General features: G+C 65.2%; 16 protein-coding genes. 5 read left to right on the top strand and 11 right to left on the bottom strand.

Annotation, left to right across the window (positions count from 1 at the left end):
* Nucleotides 1–68 precede the first annotated feature (68 nt).
* Nucleotides 69–1,883 carry a glutaminase A gene (glsA, locus tag GD628_RS11665; RefSeq protein ID WP_152274811.1) on the top strand — a complete coding sequence of 605 codons (1,815 nt, stop codon included), beginning with the start codon at nt 69–71 and terminating at the stop codon, nt 1,881–1,883.
* A gap of 175 nt (nt 1,884–2,058) precedes the next feature.
* Here glsA and GD628_RS11670 read toward each other — a convergent pair whose 3' ends face one another.
* From GD628_RS11670 to GD628_RS11690, 5 genes are all read right to left on the bottom strand, one after another.
* A complete protein-coding gene (locus tag GD628_RS11670; protein WP_055240158.1) occupies nt 2,059–2,262 on the bottom strand; it encodes a cold-shock protein in 204 nt (67 codons plus the stop codon).
* A gap of 216 nt (nt 2,263–2,478) precedes the next feature.
* On the bottom strand, nt 2,479–3,045 hold the full coding sequence (locus GD628_RS11675) for a DUF421 domain-containing protein (RefSeq protein WP_091607067.1): 567 nt from the start codon (nt 3,043–3,045) through the stop codon (nt 2,479–2,481).
* Between the two features lie 94 nt (nt 3,046–3,139).
* Entirely contained in the window at nt 3,140–3,610 is a 471-nt protein-coding gene (locus GD628_RS11680) for an acyl-CoA thioesterase (protein ID WP_226802507.1), read from the bottom strand.
* 140 nt (nt 3,611–3,750) lie between these two features.
* The gene (locus tag GD628_RS11685; protein WP_091607073.1) at nt 3,751–4,740 is read right to left on the bottom strand and encodes an LLM class flavin-dependent oxidoreductase; all 990 of its coding nucleotides are present in this window, start codon (nt 4,738–4,740) and stop codon (nt 3,751–3,753) included.
* 67 nt (nt 4,741–4,807) lie between these two features.
* Nucleotides 4,808–5,314, bottom strand: a complete 507-nt coding sequence (locus GD628_RS11690) for an SRPBCC family protein (protein WP_152274812.1) — start codon at nt 5,312–5,314, stop codon at nt 4,808–4,810.
* A 141-nt stretch (nt 5,315–5,455) separates the two neighbouring features.
* On the opposite strand from GD628_RS11690, the gene GD628_RS11695 reads away from it, so the two are divergent.
* The gene (locus tag GD628_RS11695; protein ID WP_152274813.1) at nt 5,456–6,184 is read left to right on the top strand and encodes a DUF72 domain-containing protein; all 729 of its coding nucleotides are present in this window, start codon (nt 5,456–5,458) and stop codon (nt 6,182–6,184) included.
* 75 nt (nt 6,185–6,259) lie between these two features.
* Here GD628_RS11695 and GD628_RS11700 read toward each other — a convergent pair whose 3' ends face one another.
* From GD628_RS11700 to GD628_RS11715, 4 genes are read right to left on the bottom strand one after another with little or no spacing between them, the layout of a single operon-like run.
* Nucleotides 6,260–7,057 carry an ABC transporter permease gene (locus GD628_RS11700; protein WP_091607081.1) on the bottom strand — a complete coding sequence of 266 codons (798 nt, stop codon included), beginning with the start codon at nt 7,055–7,057 and terminating at the stop codon, nt 6,260–6,262.
* Between the two features lie 10 nt (nt 7,058–7,067).
* Nucleotides 7,068–7,994, bottom strand: a complete 927-nt coding sequence (locus tag GD628_RS11705; protein WP_091607084.1) for an ABC transporter permease — start codon at nt 7,992–7,994, stop codon at nt 7,068–7,070.
* A complete protein-coding gene (locus tag GD628_RS11710) occupies nt 7,994–9,145 on the bottom strand; it encodes an ABC transporter ATP-binding protein (protein ID WP_091607087.1) in 1,152 nt (383 codons plus the stop codon). Before GD628_RS11710 ends, GD628_RS11705 begins: the two co-directional genes overlap by 1 nt.
* A gap of 3 nt (nt 9,146–9,148) precedes the next feature.
* On the bottom strand, nt 9,149–10,363 hold the full coding sequence (locus GD628_RS11715; protein WP_152274814.1) for an ABC transporter substrate-binding protein: 1,215 nt from the start codon (nt 10,361–10,363) through the stop codon (nt 9,149–9,151).
* Nucleotides 10,364–10,610: 247 nt separating this feature from the next.
* Between GD628_RS11715 and GD628_RS11720 the strand changes: the two genes are divergently transcribed.
* From GD628_RS11720 to GD628_RS11730, 3 genes are read left to right on the top strand one after another with little or no spacing between them, the layout of a single operon-like run.
* Nucleotides 10,611–11,075, top strand: coding sequence for an Lrp/AsnC family transcriptional regulator (locus tag GD628_RS11720; protein WP_091607092.1), 465 nt, complete (start codon nt 10,611–10,613; stop codon nt 11,073–11,075).
* Nucleotides 11,072–12,475: an aspartate aminotransferase family protein gene (locus GD628_RS11725; protein WP_091607095.1), complete on the top strand. Its 1,404-nt coding sequence runs from the start codon at nt 11,072–11,074 to the stop codon at nt 12,473–12,475. The genes GD628_RS11720 and GD628_RS11725 overlap by 4 nt, the downstream gene beginning before the upstream one ends.
* Nucleotides 12,475–13,860, top strand: coding sequence for an NAD(P)/FAD-dependent oxidoreductase (locus GD628_RS11730; RefSeq protein ID WP_152274815.1), 1,386 nt, complete (start codon nt 12,475–12,477; stop codon nt 13,858–13,860). Before GD628_RS11725 ends, GD628_RS11730 begins: the two co-directional genes overlap by 1 nt.
* Nucleotides 13,861–14,739: 879 nt before the next feature.
* Here GD628_RS11730 and GD628_RS11735 read toward each other — a convergent pair.
* Together GD628_RS11735 and GD628_RS11740 are read right to left on the bottom strand one after the other, a co-directional pair.
* Nucleotides 14,740–15,057, bottom strand: a complete 318-nt coding sequence (locus GD628_RS11735; RefSeq protein WP_152274816.1) for a cupin domain-containing protein — start codon at nt 15,055–15,057, stop codon at nt 14,740–14,742.
* A gap of 61 nt (nt 15,058–15,118) precedes the next feature.
* Nucleotides 15,119–16,753: a PucR family transcriptional regulator gene (locus tag GD628_RS11740; protein WP_152274817.1), complete on the bottom strand. Its 1,635-nt coding sequence runs from the start codon at nt 16,751–16,753 to the stop codon at nt 15,119–15,121.
* Nucleotides 16,754–16,846: the final 93 nt, after the last annotated feature.

Here is a 16,846-nt window from a genome sequence, read left to right on the forward strand (position 1 = left end):
ACTGCGGCCAGTATACACACAGGTAACGGTCAGGTCACGGGGTTTCCGAGGCCCCGTAGGCTGGTTGGATGGACTCCCCCATCGATCACTACCTGCAGCGAATCCACACCGAAATTGCGGACCTGAAAGACGGCAAACCGTACAGCTCGATTCCGGCGATGGCGAACGTGGACCCGGACAATTTCGGCATAGTCCTGGCTACCGCGGATGGGTATGTCTACGAGATTGGGGACACGCGCGAAGAGTTCAGTATCCAGTCGATTTCCAAGCCGTTCACCTACGGCCTGGCGCTGGCGGACCGGGGAATGGACGACGTCGACGCCAAGGTGGACGTTGAACCGTCCGGAGATTCGTTCAACGAGATTTCACTGGCCGAAGGGACCGGACGGCCGGCCAACGCAATGATCAATGCGGGTGCCCTCACCGCTACGTCGCTGGTCCGCGGGTCCGGCGGCAATTCGAGGTTCAAGCGGATCCTCAATATCTATTCGGCATTTGCGGGCCGCCAGCTTTCCGTGAGCGAACGGATCTACCAGTCCGAGCTCAAATCGGGCCACCGCAACCACGCGCTGGCCTACCTGCTGCGCAGTTTCGACATTATTGAATCGGATCCGACTCCGGTGATTGAGGACTACTTCCGGCAGTGTTCGGTAATGGTCACCACCCTGGACCTGGCAATGATGGCTGCGACACTGGCCAACAGCGGCCGGCACCCCCTGACCAACGATCAGGTGCTCGATATCGCCCCGGTGGAACGGGTGCTCTCCGTCATGGCCACCTGCGGCATGTATGACGACGCCGGAGCCTGGATGAGCAGCGTCGGCATGCCGGCGAAGTCCGGCGTGGCGGGCGGCACCATAGCCGTGCTTCCCGGCCAGATCGGCCTGGCGGTCTATTCTCCGCCGCTGGATGCGCATGGAAGCAGCGTGCGCGGAGTCGCCGTCGCACAGCGCCTTTCCAGCGACCTCGAACTGCACTTCGTCCGGGCCGGGCGTACCGGCCGTTCGGCGCTCCGCGGCTCCTACGACATTGGAACAACACCGTCCGGCATCCGCCGCAGCGAGGAAGCCGCCAACGTCCTGCGAGCGAACCTCGCCCGGGCACGGATCCTGGAGCTGAACGGCGACCTGCTGTTTGCGGGCGCTGAGGCCATGGTGCGCGAGCTCGCCTCCCTGGATGACGACGTCGAACTGGTGGTCCTGGACCTTCGCAGCGTCGACGAGGTCTCCGGAGTGGCGATGCGGATGTTCGCCGAGGCCGCCCACATGCTCACCGAGGCTGGACGGAGCCTCGCCGTGGTCGATGCGGAAGGCGCGGTGGCCGAAAGCCTGATGGAGGACGGCCACGATGTCCAGGCCTTCGCCACCCGCTCGGCTGCCGTGGAATGGTGCGAGGAAGAGCTGCTTGAACGCCATGCCGCCGGACTGGTCCAGCCCGCGCGCATCCTGCCGGACGACTCCCCCGCCCTCGCGCCCATGGGTGAGGAGCTGGCAAAGAACCTGGCTGCGCGGATGGAAAAGCTCACCTATGACGACGGCGAGGTGATCCGCCGCATCGGACAGCGGTTTAGCGGTGTGTACTTTATTGCCTCCGGGCACGTGCAGACCCTGATGCCGGGACCGGACGGGCACCGCGTGAAACTGAACCGCCTGGGTGCCGGCATGACCTTCGGCGAGATGGCCCTGGGCGAGGACAGGCGGCAGGAAACCACGGTCAAGGCCGACGGCGCGGTGGAAGTCTGGCGCCTTCCGGCAGAAGAGATTGCGGACCTGGAGGAAAACGAACCGCGCCTGGCCACGCAGTTCTGGCGTGCGCTGACTCAGGATGCCTATACCCGGGTGGAGCAGTACCTGCGGGAAACCGCTGTGCGCGTGCAGGACTAGGCTGTCCGCTCCCGGAAACCCCACCGAAAGGCCAGTTACGGCTCGTCTGAGCGCTCAGACGAGCCGTAACTGGCTTCTCGATGGTGGAGCGGTTAAAAAAGAAGAGCAGGACGGTTGCCCGTCCTGCTCTTCTTTTTAGATGCCTGCCTCAGCGGCGGCGTCTAGGCTTCTGAAATTAGAGGCCCTGAATGTTCGTAGCCTGCGGACCCTTGGGGCCCTGCTCGGTGTCGAAGGAGACCTTCTGGTTCTCTTCGAGGGACTTGTAGCCGCTGGAGTTGATAGCGGAGTAGTGAGCGAAGACGTCGGCGCTGCCGTCGTCCGGCTCAATGAAGCCGAAGCCCTTTTCGGAGTTGAACCACTTCACGGTACCTGTAGCCATTTTAATATTCCTTCTGGATTGAAACACTTCCCGACTTTCGGGAGGTTTCAGTCGCGGTGTTCCTTTACCGCTTTTACAGAAAAGCGGCTAGCCCGTTTGGGTTTCGCCGCTTGAAATACAAAATGCGCAACACAACAACTGAGAAAGACTCTACACGGGGTCGCCCCGAACTCCTAATCGCGTCCCCTTGTAGAACCGGCCACCCGGAATCCCGGGCTAGGAACCGTCCTCCGGCAGCAGCAGCTCACGGGGGATCCGGTCTTTGTCAGCCACGCGCCGCAGCAGCTCCCGTTCCACCGGCACTCCCCTGCGCAGCACGCTCACGTCCCCGGTGGGTTCAAGCAGCACTAACGAGACCTCGGAGAAGTTGTGGATCCCGGCCTGGCGCAGTTTGAAGTAGAGCTCGTCATTCTGGATGCGGGCTCTCCTGAGGTTGTCCGCCAGGATTTCGCGGCCGGCCATCAGCAGTACCGGCCTGCTGCTCAGATAGACACCCCGTTTGGTGCGGCGGAGGTACTCTTCCAGCCGCATCATGGTGAACAGGGTCAGGAGTCCGATGATCCCGGCGGCCAGGGTGGGCGTATAGCCAAGGATGACCCGGCCTACGACGCCGCCGAGAGCAATGACGATCGCCTTGTCCAGGGTGGACCAGCTGGCCAGCGATCTCTGGCCGAAACTCCTGATCAGCAGGAAGAACACGGCATAGATGCCGATGGCCGAGACCACTACCCAGAGGGCTTCGACGGGGGTTATGCCAAGGCTGTACCACGGATCGTTGGACACGGCAGGGCCTCCTCCAGCAGTGAACGGTTCCCCGGTTCCTCAGGCAGGCAGCTGTCTTTTGATGGTAGACCGCCGGGGCTGCTCCCGGGACCCGTCAGGCGAAGACGGACGGGCCCGTGTACCGTCCCAGCAGCTCCCGCTGCGCCGCAGAGACCCGCTGCAGCGCTCCCGAGGTGCCATCCACGAAGGCGAGCGTGGTTTCAGCCTTGACGCAGGGCTTGTTCGTCACCGGGTCCAATACCAGGTACGAAATTGCCAGGCTGGCTCCCTTTACGGAGCTGAACCAGATGTCGACGTCGGCCGGTACGTTCCGGTATTCAAGCGGGGCGAGGTACTTGACCCTGTGCTCTGAGACGAGGGACTGTGTGTTGGGCGGAACTGTGTTGAAAAGCGGAACCGGAGGCTCCGTCCCGGGAGCGCCGGTGCCTCCGGGCGGGCCGAAAGCCAGGATCCTGGCTTCCTCAAGCATCCGGATGACTTCAACGTTGTTGATATGGCCGTAGGCGTCCATGTCGGACCAGCGCATGGGCACTCGTACCCGGATGACGTGGGCGGATGTTTCCATGCCTCGATTCTGGCACAGCGCGCAGCCCGGCAGCCGCCGTCGTACCTTCCGTCGGGAACCGCTGCCTCCATAACGAGATGGCAGAAACTGCCCGTTTGAAGCTTCAAACGGGCAGTTTCTGCCATCTCGATGAAGGTGGGTTAGGCGGGGATGAGCTCCGCCGCTTCCGCCAGCAGGGTGAACGAACGCAGGCGCTGCTCCAGGGTCTGCGCGTGCGTGGCCACGATGAGCTCGTCAGCGGAGGCATGCTCGGCGAACCAGTCCAGGTAGGAGCGGACCTCGGACGGGGTGCCGACGCCGGAGTAGTGGCCCATCATCTTGATGTGCTGGCCGGCCGGGGATTCAAGCACCAGGTCAGCTTCCTCATCCGTGTACGTGCGGTCCTTACCGAGCAGCTGGGTGACCCGGCGCCGCTGGGACTGCTTGAAGATCTCTTCCGCTTCTTCCGTGGTGGGCGCGGCGAGGGCGTTGACGCCAGCAATCACGTACGGCTCGGCAAGCTGTTCAGAGGGCTGGAACTCCCTCCGGTACAGCGCGACGGCGTCCTGCAGTGCCTGCGGAGCGAAGTGGGAGGCGAAGGAGTACGGCAGACCCAGCGCGGCGGCGAGGCGCGCGCCGAACAACGAGGAGCCGAGGATGTACAGCGGCACGTTGGTGCCCTTGCCCGGGATGGCATCGATGCCGGGAATCAGGCTGTTTCCGGTGAGGTAGCCCTGCAGCTCCTGGACGTCACGGGGGAAACTGTCCGCGGACATGGGATCCCGGCGGAGGGCGCGCATGGTTTTTTGGTCGCTGCCCGGGGCGCGGCCGAGGCCCAGATCGATCCGTCCCGGATAGAGCGACTCGAGGGTACCAAACTGCTCTGCGATGGTCAGCGGCGCATGGTTGGGCAGCATGATGCCGCCGGCGCCGAGCCGGATGGTGGAGGTATTGGCACCAATGAAGGAGATCAGCACGCTCGTTGCCGAGGAAGCAATGGTGGGCATGTTGTGGTGCTCGGCGTACCAGACGCGGCGATAGCCAAGCTTTTCGGCATGCCGGGCCAGGGCAAGGCTGTCCTGGAAGGATTCGGCTGCAGTCCCGCCCTCTTCAATGGAGGCGAAGTCGAGGATTGAAAGCGGGTACGTCATGGGACAGCTGGCCTTTCGTTGCACTTGATGGGCTTAGCAGTACAACCGAAGGACCCCCGCGGTTATTTCAGGACCGTCGGGCCAGGAACGCGGCCAGCCGGGAAAAGGATGAATTCCAGCCGGTTTCATGGCTGTCCCTCTCCTTCGCGGAGGGGAACGGCCCCTGCGCGAAAGACATCTGCGTGCCGCCGTCGTGCGGTTCCAGGTCGACGGTCATCAGCGTGGTGCTGCTGGCCGGAGTGCCGTCCGGCTGTTCCCACCGCTGGGTCATGGACAGGTGTTCGGGCGGATCAAGCCGTTCAAAAATGCCGCCCCACCACAACTCATCCCCGGTGATGGTATTCACCATGCAGGCCCGGTAGGTCCCGCCCTCCCTGTTCTCCATGTGCACGCGGTCGGCGGGGACAATAAATCCTTCCGGTCCCCACCAGTCCGTGACGTGGGTGAGGTCTGTCCAAGCGCCGTACACGGCGTCCGGCTGTGCCCGAAGATCGCGGACCATCTGCAGGTAGACCCCCCGTCTGGCGGGTCTTTCCGGCGGTTCCGGGTACTCCGGTTGTTTCGGCGAATTCATGGCGGATCCTTTCCCGGGCAGCGCGGTCCGTCTGGGGCTCCTCTTCCAGTCTGCCGTTCAGGCACTGCCGTGGGTACGCCGCCGGGAAGTTTTGGCCGGGTGTGGGAGTACCTTGGTTGCACCGGACAGGAGGGATCACCGATGGGGCAGGTGCAGATTGGAACCTCCGGCTGGACGTACGGGGACTGGCGCGGGGTGCTGTATCCCAGGGGCGTGCCGGCCGCCAAGTGGCTGGAGTACTACGCCGGGCAGTTCAGCACCGTGGAATTCAACGGCAGTTTCTACCGGTGGCCGCGTGAGGGAGCCTTTGCTCGCTACCGGGACCGGCTGCCCGAGGGATTCGAGTTTTCAGTCAAGGCACCGCGGGGGCTGACGCGCGCCCGCAAACTGCGGGACCCGGAGGTTTGGATTGGCCGGATACACCGCTGCTGGGAGCAGCTGGGTTCCCGGGCCGGTGTGCTGCTGTTCCAGCTGCCGCCTGATTTTGAACGCGACGACACCCGGTTGGACTCGGTTCTGACCGCCCTGCCGGAATCGATCCGGGTGTCCGTCGAGTTCCGGCATCCCAGCTGGAACAGCCCCGAGGTGTATGCCCTGCTGGCCCGGCACAACGCGGCATACTGCGTGATGAGCGGCGCACAGCTGCCGTGCATCCTCGAAGCCACCGCGGATTTTGTCTACGTGCGCCTGCACGGCCCGGACCAGCACACGCTCTATGCAGGTTCCTATCCGGAGCAGGACCTCCAGTGGTGGGCGGAGCGGATCCGTGACTGGCAGGCAGGCGGCCGGGATGTCTATGCCTACTTCAATAACGACGGCGGAGGCGCCGCGGTTGATAACGCGCGGCGCCTTCGGGAGCTGCTGGCCTAAGCGGCTGCCGGCACGAACGAAAAGGCGCCGCGGTCTGTCCACGGCGCCTTTTCGATGCTCCGTACGTACCGGACGCTAGCGGGCCGCCAGCATCTTGGCCCGGCGGTGTGCCAGGACCTGTCCGCCGATCACTACGAGCAGCGAAATAATGAACATAGCCGAGCCAATCACGTTAGCCTGCGCAGGGATGCCCCTGGTCGCGGCCACGTAAATGAACTTCGGGAACGTGTCCAGGTTTCCTGAGTTGAAGTTGGTGATGATGAAGTCATCGAAGCTCATAGCGAAGGCAAGCAGCGCGGCCGCCACGATGCCCGGCAGCAGCAGCGGGAACGTAACCCGCCAGAACGCCTGGATCGGAGAGGCGTAGAGATCCCCGGCGGCTTCCTCCAGCTTCGGGTCGAGGCTCGCTACGCGGGCCTTGACTGTTACCACCACGAAGGAGATGCAGAAGATGGAGTGGGCGATGATCACGGTACCCATGCCGAGCTCAGCGCCGATGTTCAGGAACTGCGCCAGCAGCGAGGCTCCCAGCACCACCTCGGGAGTGGCCAGCGGCAGGAAGATCAGCATGTTCGCCGTCGCATTGAACTTGAAGCGGTAGCGGACAAGCCCGACGGCGATCGCCGTGCCCAGCGCCGTCGAAATCAGCGTTGCCGCCAGCCCCACCTGCAGGCTGTTGCCCAGCGCTTCGCAGACCCCGGGCGCACCGCAGGGGTTCTTCCAGTTGTCCAGCGTGAAGCCGCGCCAGGAAAGGTTGGTGCGTCCGGCGTCGTTAAAGGAGAAGGCAAAAACGTAAACGATCGGAACCAGGAGGAACAGGAAGGCCAGTCCCCCGAACACAGGCACGAGCCAGCGGCCTAGTTTTTGTTTCATGTTTGGTTCCTTACATCAGTTCTTTGGTGCCGAAGCGCCGGACGTACAGGATCACCAGGAACAGGATCGCCAGCATCAGCAGGAAGGAAAGCGCCGAAGCGCCCGGGTAGTCGACCACCCGGAAGAACCGGGAGTCGATGACCTGGCCGATCATGGTGGTGTTCTGGTTGTTGCCCAGCAGGGCCGCGTTCACGTAGTCGCCCGTGGCGGGGATGAACGTCAGCAGGGTCCCGGCCATGACGCCCGGAAGCGAAAGCGGGAACGTGATCTTGCGGAACGTGGTGAAACCGTTCGCGTACAGGTCCCCGCCGGCCTCGATCAGCCGGGTGTCAAGACGTTCAAGGTTGGCGTAAATGGGCAGTGTCATGAACGGCAGGAAGTTGTACGTCAGGCCGCAGATCACGGCGAAGGCCGTGGCAGTAAGCCGGCCGTCCTCCGGCAGCAGGGACACCGCCCGCAGCACTGAGACCACCGGGCCCTCGTCCGCCAGGATCTGCTTCCAGGCCTGGGTACGCAGGATGAAGCTGGTAAAGAACGGGGCGATGATCAGAACCAAGAGGATGCCCTTGAGCAGCTTCCGGTCCCGCAGCCGCACCGCAACCAGGTAGGCCATGGGATAACCGATGGCCAGCGCGGCAACCGTGGCGATCAGCGCGAAACCGAAGGAACGGAGCACCGCAGGCCAGTAGTTCTGCAGCACCACCACGTAGTTGTTGAACTCAAGGGCCGGAACGAACTGCCCGACGTCGGCGCCTTCAGGCTTGATGTACAGCGAGGTCGCCAGCAGCGAGAGCACCGGCATGGCAAAGAAGAGCAGCAGGAAGATGAACCCGGGCAGGATCAGCAGGTAGCCAATCCGTCCGCGGCGCTTGCTGGCTTCCTCCTCCGCAGCACTGGGCCCGGTACCGGCGGCCTTGCCTGCAGTGAGGAGCGCCATTAGAGGCCGTCCTCTCCGGCGCCGGCCTCCCGGTCCTCGCTGCCGCTGAGGCCAAAGGCGTGTTCGGGGTCCCAGGCCAGGCGCACCCGGTCCCCGTCATTGAACAGGGCCCCGCCATGGTTCTGGGCGAAGACACCGACGGTGCCGATTCCCTCGGCGTCGACAAGGTACTCGGTGCTGGCACCCGTAAAGGAGGCATCGAGCACCACTCCGCGGATCGAGCCGGGTGCGGCGGCAGCGGTGTCTGCTTCCATCCGCAGTTTCTCGGGGCGGATGCCCACCAGGATCTTCCCGGCGTGGTCCGTGGCCCGCTCCTTGAGCAGGGTCAGGGAATTACCGGCGACGTCGATCTGGAGGTACTCCCCCGTGTTCCCGGTGACCGTGGCAGGCATGAGGTTGGACTTGCCCAGGAAGTTCGCGACAAAAGCTGTTCGCGGAAGTTCGTACAGTTCCTGCGGCGGGCCCATCTGCTCAACTTGGCCGTGGTTCATCACGGCCACGGTGTCCGCCATGGTCATGGCCTCTTCCTGGTCGTGGGTGACGTGGACGAAGGTCAGGCCGACTTCGGTCTGGATCTTCTTCAACTCAACCTGCATCTGGCGGCGAAGTTTCATGTCCAGCGCGCCGAGCGGCTCGTCAAGGAGCAGCACGGCGGGCCGGTTGACGACGGCGCGGGCCAGGGCCACGCGCTGCTGCTGCCCACCGGACAGCTGCGCCGGACGGCGCGAGCCAAGATGTGCCAGTTCCACCAGTTCAAGCGCAGCCTTGGCCTGGGCTTCGGCGTCGCGGATCTTGCGGCGCTTGAGCCCGAAGGCAACGTTGTCCAGCACGCTCATGTGCGGGAACAGTGCGTAGTTCTGGAACACGGTGTTGACCGGACGCTGGTACGGGCTGGTGCCGGTGATGTCCTTGCCGCCGATGGAAATGGTTCCGGCCGTGGGCTGTTCCAGGCCGGCAATCATCCGCAGGGTGGTGGTCTTGCCGCAGCCGGAAGGTCCCAGCAGGGCGAAGAAGGAGCCGGACGGAATAACCAGGTCCAGGTTATCCACGGCGGTGAATTCGGTGAAGCGCTTGGTGATTCCGGAGAGGACCAGGTCTGCGCCCGTCCCGGTGGCTGCGCCGGGCTCCCGGGAAAGTTCGGTGGTGCTCATCTATCAGTTTCCGATCGCGGTCTGGAAGCGGTCGCTGAAGTCGGTCTCTTCGTCCGGCGTGAGGGTCCGCACCACGTGGGTGTTGGCGAGGAATTCATCGGTCGGGAAGATCAGCGGGTTCTCGACGAGTTCGGGATCGATGGCTTCCATCGCTTCCCGCGCCCCTTCAACGGGGCAGACGTAGTTCACGTAGGCGGCGACCGTGGCTGCATTCACGGGGTCGTAGTAGTAGTCCATGAGCTTCTCGGCGTTGGTCTTGTGGGTGGCGCCGATAGGTACCAGCAGGTTGTCGGACCAGAGGGTGCCGCCGGCGTCCGGGATGGCAAACTCCCACTTGTCCCCTTCCTCGAAGTTCAGCTGGGTGATGTCGCCGGACCAGCCGATGACGGCCAGGGCGTCGCCGGAGATGAGGTCCTCCTTGTAGGAGTTGCCCTTGACCTGGCGGATCTGTCCGTCGGCAATCTGCTTGGACAGGATGTCCAAGGCGTTTTCGAACTCGTCCTCGCCCCACTCGCCGGTGATGTCCACACCCTGATCCAGCATGAGCAGGCCCATGGTGTCCCGCATTTCGTCCAGCACTTCCACGCGTCCCTTGAGTTCGGGCTGCCAGAGATCGGAAACAGTCTTGAGCCCCTGCGGGAACGCTTCCTTGTTCCAGGCGATTCCGGCGAAACCGGTCTGCCAGGTGAGGGAGTGCTTGCGCCCCGGGTCGAAGTCCACATTCTGGAGGGACTGGAGCAGGTTCTTGGAATTGGGAATATTGGCCAGGTCCAGTTCCTGGGTGTAGCCCAGGCGGATCAGGCGTGCCGCCATCCAGTCGGTCAGCGTGACGATGTCCTGCCCAATGTCCTGGCCGGAGGAAAGCTGGCCCTGGACCTTGCCGAAGTACGTGTCGTTGCCGTCCACATCCTCCGAGTAATTTGCCGTGATTCCGGTGGCTTCGGAGAACGCCTCCAGTGAGGGGTAGGTGCGGGTTGAGTCGTCGTAGTCCAGGTAAAGGGTCCAGTTGGCCCAGTTGACGATCTTGTCCGTGTCCGACACGTCGGTTGCGGGGCTGGGCTTGGAGGAAGCGCTGCCGCCGGTGCCGCCGCCAGTGCCGCAGGCTGCCAGCATGCCGGCCAGGGAAAGGCCTCCGGCTCCCATGAGCAGCTTCCGCCGGGAGAGCTGGGCGTTGACGATACTCCGTAGCATCGGATCGTTCACGGGGCGCTTCGACATAGGAACTCCTTGCTGGCACTACTGCACTGCGGACGGGTGTTGATGATTGATAGTGCCAGACCGAATTCCGTCGCGACAAGGTTTTCGTTGTAAAAGTTTTGTTACACGACGGTTTCCAAATCAATATGAGCTAAGTCAGTACGCTTTCGGTTCTCAAAAGCCTTGATTTCGCATGAAATAAAAGATTCAATTGCTACCACTCACGCAGTCTCAGCAATCGAATCCGCACCTGGAGGTGGCGCTAACCATGGATTCCGCGCCCGGAAACCACTCCGTCGACGACATCTCCAAGGCGATCATCGAACAGCTGCAGGAGGACGGACGCCGCTCCTACGCTGCGATCGGAAAGGCCGTTGGCCTCTCCGAAGCGGCTGTCCGGCAGCGCGTCCAGAAACTGACAGACAGCGGAATCGTCCAAATAGTCGCCGTAACCGATCCCCTGCAGCTGGGCTTCCCCCGGCAGGCAATGCTGGGGATCCGGGTCAACGACGACGTCCTGGCCGTGGCCGACCGTATCTCGGCAATTGACCAGGTGGACTATTGCGTCGTCACGGCCGGCTCGTTCGATCTGCTGGCCGAAGTGGTGTGCGAAAACGACCAGGACCTGATGCTCCTGGTCAACCGGTTCCGCAGCATTCCCGGAGTTTCGTCCACCGAAACCTTTATGTACCTCTCCCTGCGCAAGCAGGCCTACAACTGGGGCACCAGATGACCGAAACAACTGTCCAGCCTTCCTCAACCACACCCCGCGGAACGGACCGCCAGCAGGCGGCACGCGACCACCTGTGGATGCACATGGCCCGCCACTCGGGACCGGTTGCCGGTGGAAATGTTCCGATTATTACGCGCGGCCAGGGCCACCACATCTACGACGACCGCGGCCACGAACTCATTGACGGCCTGGCCGGGCTCTTCACGGTGCAGGTTGGCCACGGCCGCGAAGAACTGGCCGAGGCCGCTGCCCGCCAGATGCGCGAACTGAGCTTCATGCCGCTGTGGTCCTACGCCCATCCGCCCGCCATCGACCTGGCCGAGCGCCTCGCCGCCGGAGCGCCGGGCGACCTGAACCGGGTGTTCTTCACTTCCGGCGGCGGTGACTCCGTCGAGTCGGCATGGAAGCTGGCGAAGCAGTACTTCAAGCTCACCGGCAGGCCCACCAAGCACAAGGTGATCTCCCGTGCCGTCGCCTACCACGGCACACCGCAGGGCGCCCTGTCCATCACCGGCATCCCGGACATGAAGTCCGCCTTCGAACCGCTCGTTCCCGGCGCCTTCCGCGTACCGAATACCAACCAGTACCGTGCGCCTGAGGGGCTGGAGGATCCGGAGGCCTTCGGCCGCTGGGCCGCAGACCGGATCGGCGAAGCGATCGAATTCGAAGGTCCGGACACGGTGGCGGCCGTATTCCTCGAACCGGTGCAGAACTCCGGCGGCTGCTTCCCGCCGCCTCCCGGCTACTTCAAGCGGGTGCGTGAAATCTGCGACCAGTACGACGTCCTGCTTGTTTCGGACGAAACCATCTGCGCCTTTGGCCGGGTCGGTTCGATGTTCGCCTCCACCGACTTCGACTACGTTCCGGACATCATCACCTGTGCCAAGGGCATCACCAGCGGCTACGCTCCCCTGGGCGCGATGATCGCCTCGGACCGCCTGTTCGAACCGTTCGCCAAGGGCGACACCACGTTCTACCACGGCTACACCTTCGGCGGGCACCCTGTCTCCGCCGCCGTCGCCATGGCCAACCTGGACATTTTCGATGCCGAGGACCTCAACAACCGGGTGAAGACCAACGCCCCGGCCTTCCGCGCCACGCTGGAGAAGCTGAAGGACCTGCCGATCGTGGGCGATGTCCGCGGCGAGGGTTACTTCTACGGAATCGAGCTGGTGAAGGACAAGGCCACCAAGGAGACCTTCTCCGCGGACGAGTCCGAACGCCTGCTGCGCGGCTACGTTTCAACCGCGCTGTACGACGCCGGCCTGTACTGCCGTGCCGACGACCGCGGCGACCCCGTCATCCAGCTCGCACCGCCGCTGACGATCGGCCAGCCCGAGTTCGACCAGATCGAGTCGATCCTCCGGTCCGTTCTCACGGAAGGACTCAACCACCTCTGATGAGCATCTCCACAGCCCCGGTAAACGGCAGCGTCTCCTTCTGGTACGCGGAATCCGGCCTTCCGGATCAGCGTCCCGGCCTGGACGGAAACCGCGAGGCGGACGTCGCCGTCGTCGGCGCCGGTTATACGGGGCTGTGGACTGCCTATTACCTGAAGAAGGCCCGCCCGGACCTGTCCGTTGTAGTGCTCGAATCCCGGTTCGCCGGGTTCGGCGCCTCCGGACGCAACGGCGGCTGGCTGACCAACTCGATCACCGGGGGCCGCAGCCAGTACGTGAAATCCCACGGCCGCGCCGTTGTGGGACGGTTCCAGGAACTGCTCAACGAAACCGTGGACGAGGTCATTGCGGTTGCCGGTGCCGAGGGCATCGACGCCGCAGTGGCCAAGGGCGGAGAACTCAACGTTGCCCGCAATGAGGCGCAGCTGGGCCGGCTGCTGGCCTGGGCCGAGGACGAAGCTGCCTGGCCTGAGGCTGGAACCCGCCTGCTCGACGCCGCTGAAACGGCCGAGCGAATCCAGGTTGCCGGTGCGCTGGGCAGCGTCCACCACCCCCACTGTGCCCGCATCCACCCGGCGCGGCTGGTGCGCGGGCTGGCCGCCGCCGTCGAGCGCCTTGGCGTTCCCATTTACGAGGGCACTACCGTCACTGACATCCGGCCCGGCCGCGCCGTAACCGACCGCGGCACCGTAAGCGCGAAGTACGTCCTGCGCGCCACCGAGGGCTTCACCGCGAACCTGCGCGGCCATTCCCGCGAATGGCTGCCCATGAACTCCTCCATGATCGCCACGGAACCGCTCCCGGAATCCGTCTGGCAGCAGATCGGCTGGCATGGCCGGGAGACGGTCGCGGACATGGCCCACGCCTATATGTATGCGCAGCGCACCGCCGACGGACGCATTGCGCTGGGCGGACGCGGAGTGCCGTACCGGTTCGGCTCCCGCACGGATACCGACGGCGCCACGCAGCCGGAGACGATCGCCAGCCTTACGGCGTTGCTGCAGGACATGTTCCCGGCGGCTGCGGAAGCGCGGATCGAGCATGCCTGGGCCGGCGTCCTGGGGGTTCCGCGGGACTGGAAGGCCACCGTTGGCCTGGATCCGAAGACCGGACTGGGCTGGGCAGGCGGCTACGTGGGAACCGGGGTAACCGCCACCAACCTTGCCGCCCGTACCCTGCGCGACCTCATTCTGGACCCCGGCAGCGAACTCACCCGGATGCCTTGGGTGAACCGGAAGGTCCGGAGGTGGGAACCAGAGCCGCTGCGCTGGATTGCCGTCAAGGCCATGTATGCGGCGTACTACGCCGCCGACCGCGCCGAACGCAACGGCCGGAGCACGACGTCGCCCATCGCCAAGGCCGCGAACCTCGTGTCCGGGCGGTAGCCGGGCGGGCGCTAGGGCTGGGCTGGCGGGCTGAGGCCGGCGGGCGGGGCTGGGCTGGCGGGGCTGAGGTCGGCTGGGTTCCCACGCGCTGTGACACCTGTGCGCTTCTGGGGTCCCAGCCGTCACAGCCGCAACGACGGCTGGGAAACCGTGCAGCCCGGGCGTCGCCCGGAGGCGTCCGCAGGCCGGATTCCCACGCGCTGTGACACCTGTGCGCTTCTGGGGTCCCAGCCGTCACAGCCGCAACGACGGCTGGGAAACCGTGCAGCCCGGGCGTCGCCGGCAGGGGGCCGCCGGGTCGGGCCGCCGGCGGGATTCCCACGCGCTGTGACACCTGTGCGCTTCTGGGGTCCCAACCGTCACAGCCGCAACGACGGCTGGGAAACCGTGCCGCCCGGACGGGGGGATGTCCTCCGGGAGGTCCGCCGCGCGGGGTCCGCCGGGGCTTGGGCCGGCAGGGGGCCGCCGGCTGGATTCCCACGCACCGTGACACCTGTGCACTCCTGGGGTCCCATCCGTCACAGCCACAACAACGGCGGGGAAACTGTGCCGCCCGGACTGGGGATGTCCGCCGAGAGGTCCGCCGCGCGGGGTCCGCCGGGGCTTGGGCCGGACGGGGCTGGCCGCCGGCGTTCCCACGCACCGTGACACCTGTGCACTCCTCGGGTCCCAGCCGTCACAGCGGCAACGACGGCTGGGAAACCGTGCCGCTCAGGCCGTCGCCAGCAGGGGCCGCCGGGCCGGGCCGTCGCCGGGAGGGGCGCCGGCGGATTCCCAAGCACCGTAACACCTGTGCACTCCTGAGGTCCCAACCGTCACAGCCGCAACAACGGCTGGGAAACCGGGCCACCCGAAACCACAGCAGGCCCGACCGGACGGCTACGAGTTCTGGGTGGTCTTGAGCTCGATCTCCACGAACGCGAACTCGGTGTCCGTCTTGTTGATGACGTTGTGCTCACTGCCGGCTTCCCGTGCGTAGGACTCCCCCACCACCAGGTCCAGGGTGGCCTGGCCGCCGTCGGCCGTCTCATAGCTCATGTGCCCGGCCGCGGTGGGAACCACCACGTAGTCCAGCTCGTGCCGGTGCCAGCCGGTCTGGGTGCCGGGAGGGAAACGCCATTCCGTGACCCGGACCCGGTCATTGTCGATCTGTACGGCTACAACGGCCTGCCCGTAGTCAAGCGATGATGAGTTCATGGGTTGAACCTACCGTGGCATGATCGGCTCCCCGGACCAGGCGGGCGTTTGTTACCGTCCGTCAGCCCGCGGGTGAAAGCGACTGCAGCTGGCGCAGCAAAACCGCCACGTGCAGCGAGGTCCGGGACTCCGGGTCGTCGAGGGATACCCCCAGCCTGGACTCGAGCTTCTGCAGCCGGGCGTATAGCGTTGGGCGGCTGAGGTAGCCGCTGCGTGCCAGCGCCGTCTTGTTGCCCCCACATTCAAGGAAGCGCTCCAGGAGCGCCAGGTCCGGGGCATCGATCCCGCGCAGCTCCGCCTCGGCGAAGGAAACAGCCCTTGGGTCTTCCCGCAGCAGTGCCAGGAGTCCGCGGAGCCGTACGTCGGTTGACCGGAAATACCGGTTGGCTCCGGCAGAGAGCGTACCTGCAGTCTGCGCCACGTGCGCTGCCTCGTCCAGGCCGGCAGCGGCGTCGGACAACCGGGACCTGGCCCTGCCCACGCCGGCGGTCCAGCGCAGTTCACCCGCGCCGGCGGAGGTTCGCGCCGCGAGGTCCCCGCAGATCCGCTCCAGCAGGCCGTCTTCCAGCATCCGGGCCGGAAGCGCCAGCAGCACCGCCACCTGACCGGTCTGCAGGGCAGCGGCGAGCGCACTGTTCCGTGTGGCCGCCAGCACGGCCTCCAGCATCTCCAGCAGTGCGCGTTCCTTGCGCTGCATCGACATGGGATCCTTGCCGGATCCGGAGTCGAGGTGCAGCACCAGCGGCAGGTAGGCCGGTGAAGGCTTCAGCCCCAGTGCCGAAGCGCGGGTGAGGGCCTCCTCCTCGTCCTGGGTCCGGGTGCCGCGCAGTTCGTGGATGAGTCCGGCCTGCGCCTGCTGGGCCAGCCCGGCCTGGTCCCGTTCGGCGAGGCGGTTGATGGACAGCGCCTGCCCCGCACGCTCAAGGACCATGGACGCCTCGGAGGCAGCTGCCGGTCCGTCCGGGACTCCGGGAAGGACCAGCCTGCCCCACTGCGAGCCGCCCAGCCCCACGGGCGTCTGCAGCCAGTGCTCGTCACCGGCCACCTTGGTTTCCGGATAGGCATGGACCGCCCGCGAGCGCCGCTGCCAGTCCCGCAGGAGTTCCTGGGCCGGCCGCCCGGCTGCGGCGAACGCCACCACCAGGTGCGAACTGTCCTCCAGCACTACCGGCGCCCCCAGCAGCTCCGCGGTTCGGTCCACAATCTCCTGCACTCCGGCGCTTTCAAGGCTCAGCATGGTGAAGACTTCATGAACCTGCCGGGCCTTTTCAACCTGCTCAAGCTGCCCGGCAACGATCCTGCGGTGCACTACCTCGGTCACCTCCACGAACCGCACCGTCCGGCGCAGGCGGATCACCGGCAGGGCCTGCCGGCCTTCAGCCAGCACCCGCCGGGCACCGGAAGCCAGCGCCGCGGCAGCTTCCGGGCGGTCCGCGGGAATCTCGACGACGACGCCGGCAACCCCCGCGGCCTGCAACCCGGTCAGGTACTCGGCGGCCTGGTCCGCCGATTCCCCGAAGGCCAGGCCCGTGGTCAGCACCAGTTCCCCGCCCTCCAGGAGGTCCGCAAGACTCCGCAGTTCGGCAACATGCACCCAGCGGACCGGCACGTCCAGGGCGTCCTGGCCGGCGAGAACTTCCGGCTCCCCGGCCCGGACGACGTCGAAGTCCAGGACCGTACTCAGCTGCAGGCTCATGCTGGGAGTCTAGGCACGCCACCCCCCACCGTGTCCGACAAAGCGTAAAGATTTCCGATTATTTCCTGACACCTTGGCAATGTCCGTCACCGC

The organism is Arthrobacter koreensis, from assembly GCF_009193255.1.
Lineage (GTDB): Bacteria > Actinomycetota > Actinomycetes > Actinomycetales > Micrococcaceae > Arthrobacter_B > Arthrobacter_B koreensis.

Coding starts and splice junctions, on each gene's coding strand:
- GD628_RS11715 (WP_152274814.1), bottom strand. CDS start 10,363: ATGTCGAAGCGCCCCGTGAACGATCCGATGCTACGGAGTATCGTCAAC.
- GD628_RS11700 (WP_091607081.1), bottom strand. CDS start 7,057: ATGAAACAAAAACTAGGCCGCTGGCTCGTGCCTGTGTTCGGGGGACTG.
- glsA (WP_152274811.1), top strand. CDS start 69: ATGGACTCCCCCATCGATCACTACCTGCAGCGAATCCACACCGAAATT.
- GD628_RS11685 (WP_091607073.1), bottom strand. CDS start 4,740: ATGACGTACCCGCTTTCAATCCTCGACTTCGCCTCCATTGAAGAGGGC.
- GD628_RS11710 (WP_091607087.1), bottom strand. CDS start 9,145: ATGAGCACCACCGAACTTTCCCGGGAGCCCGGCGCAGCCACCGGGACG.
- GD628_RS11690 (WP_152274812.1), bottom strand. CDS start 5,314: ATGAATTCGCCGAAACAACCGGAGTACCCGGAACCGCCGGAAAGACCC.
- GD628_RS11720 (WP_091607092.1), top strand. CDS start 10,611: ATGGATTCCGCGCCCGGAAACCACTCCGTCGACGACATCTCCAAGGCG.
- GD628_RS11680 (WP_226802507.1), bottom strand. CDS start 3,610: ATGGAAACATCCGCCCACGTCATCCGGGTACGAGTGCCCATGCGCTGG.
- GD628_RS11735 (WP_152274816.1), bottom strand. CDS start 15,057: ATGAACTCATCATCGCTTGACTACGGGCAGGCCGTTGTAGCCGTACAG.
- GD628_RS11725 (WP_091607095.1), top strand. CDS start 11,072: ATGACCGAAACAACTGTCCAGCCTTCCTCAACCACACCCCGCGGAACG.
- GD628_RS11740 (WP_152274817.1), bottom strand. CDS start 16,753: ATGAGCCTGCAGCTGAGTACGGTCCTGGACTTCGACGTCGTCCGGGCC.
- GD628_RS11670 (WP_055240158.1), bottom strand. CDS start 2,262: ATGGCTACAGGTACCGTGAAGTGGTTCAACTCCGAAAAGGGCTTCGGC.
- GD628_RS11730 (WP_152274815.1), top strand. CDS start 12,475: ATGAGCATCTCCACAGCCCCGGTAAACGGCAGCGTCTCCTTCTGGTAC.
- GD628_RS11695 (WP_152274813.1), top strand. CDS start 5,456: ATGGGGCAGGTGCAGATTGGAACCTCCGGCTGGACGTACGGGGACTGG.
- GD628_RS11705 (WP_091607084.1), bottom strand. CDS start 7,994: ATGGCGCTCCTCACTGCAGGCAAGGCCGCCGGTACCGGGCCCAGTGCT.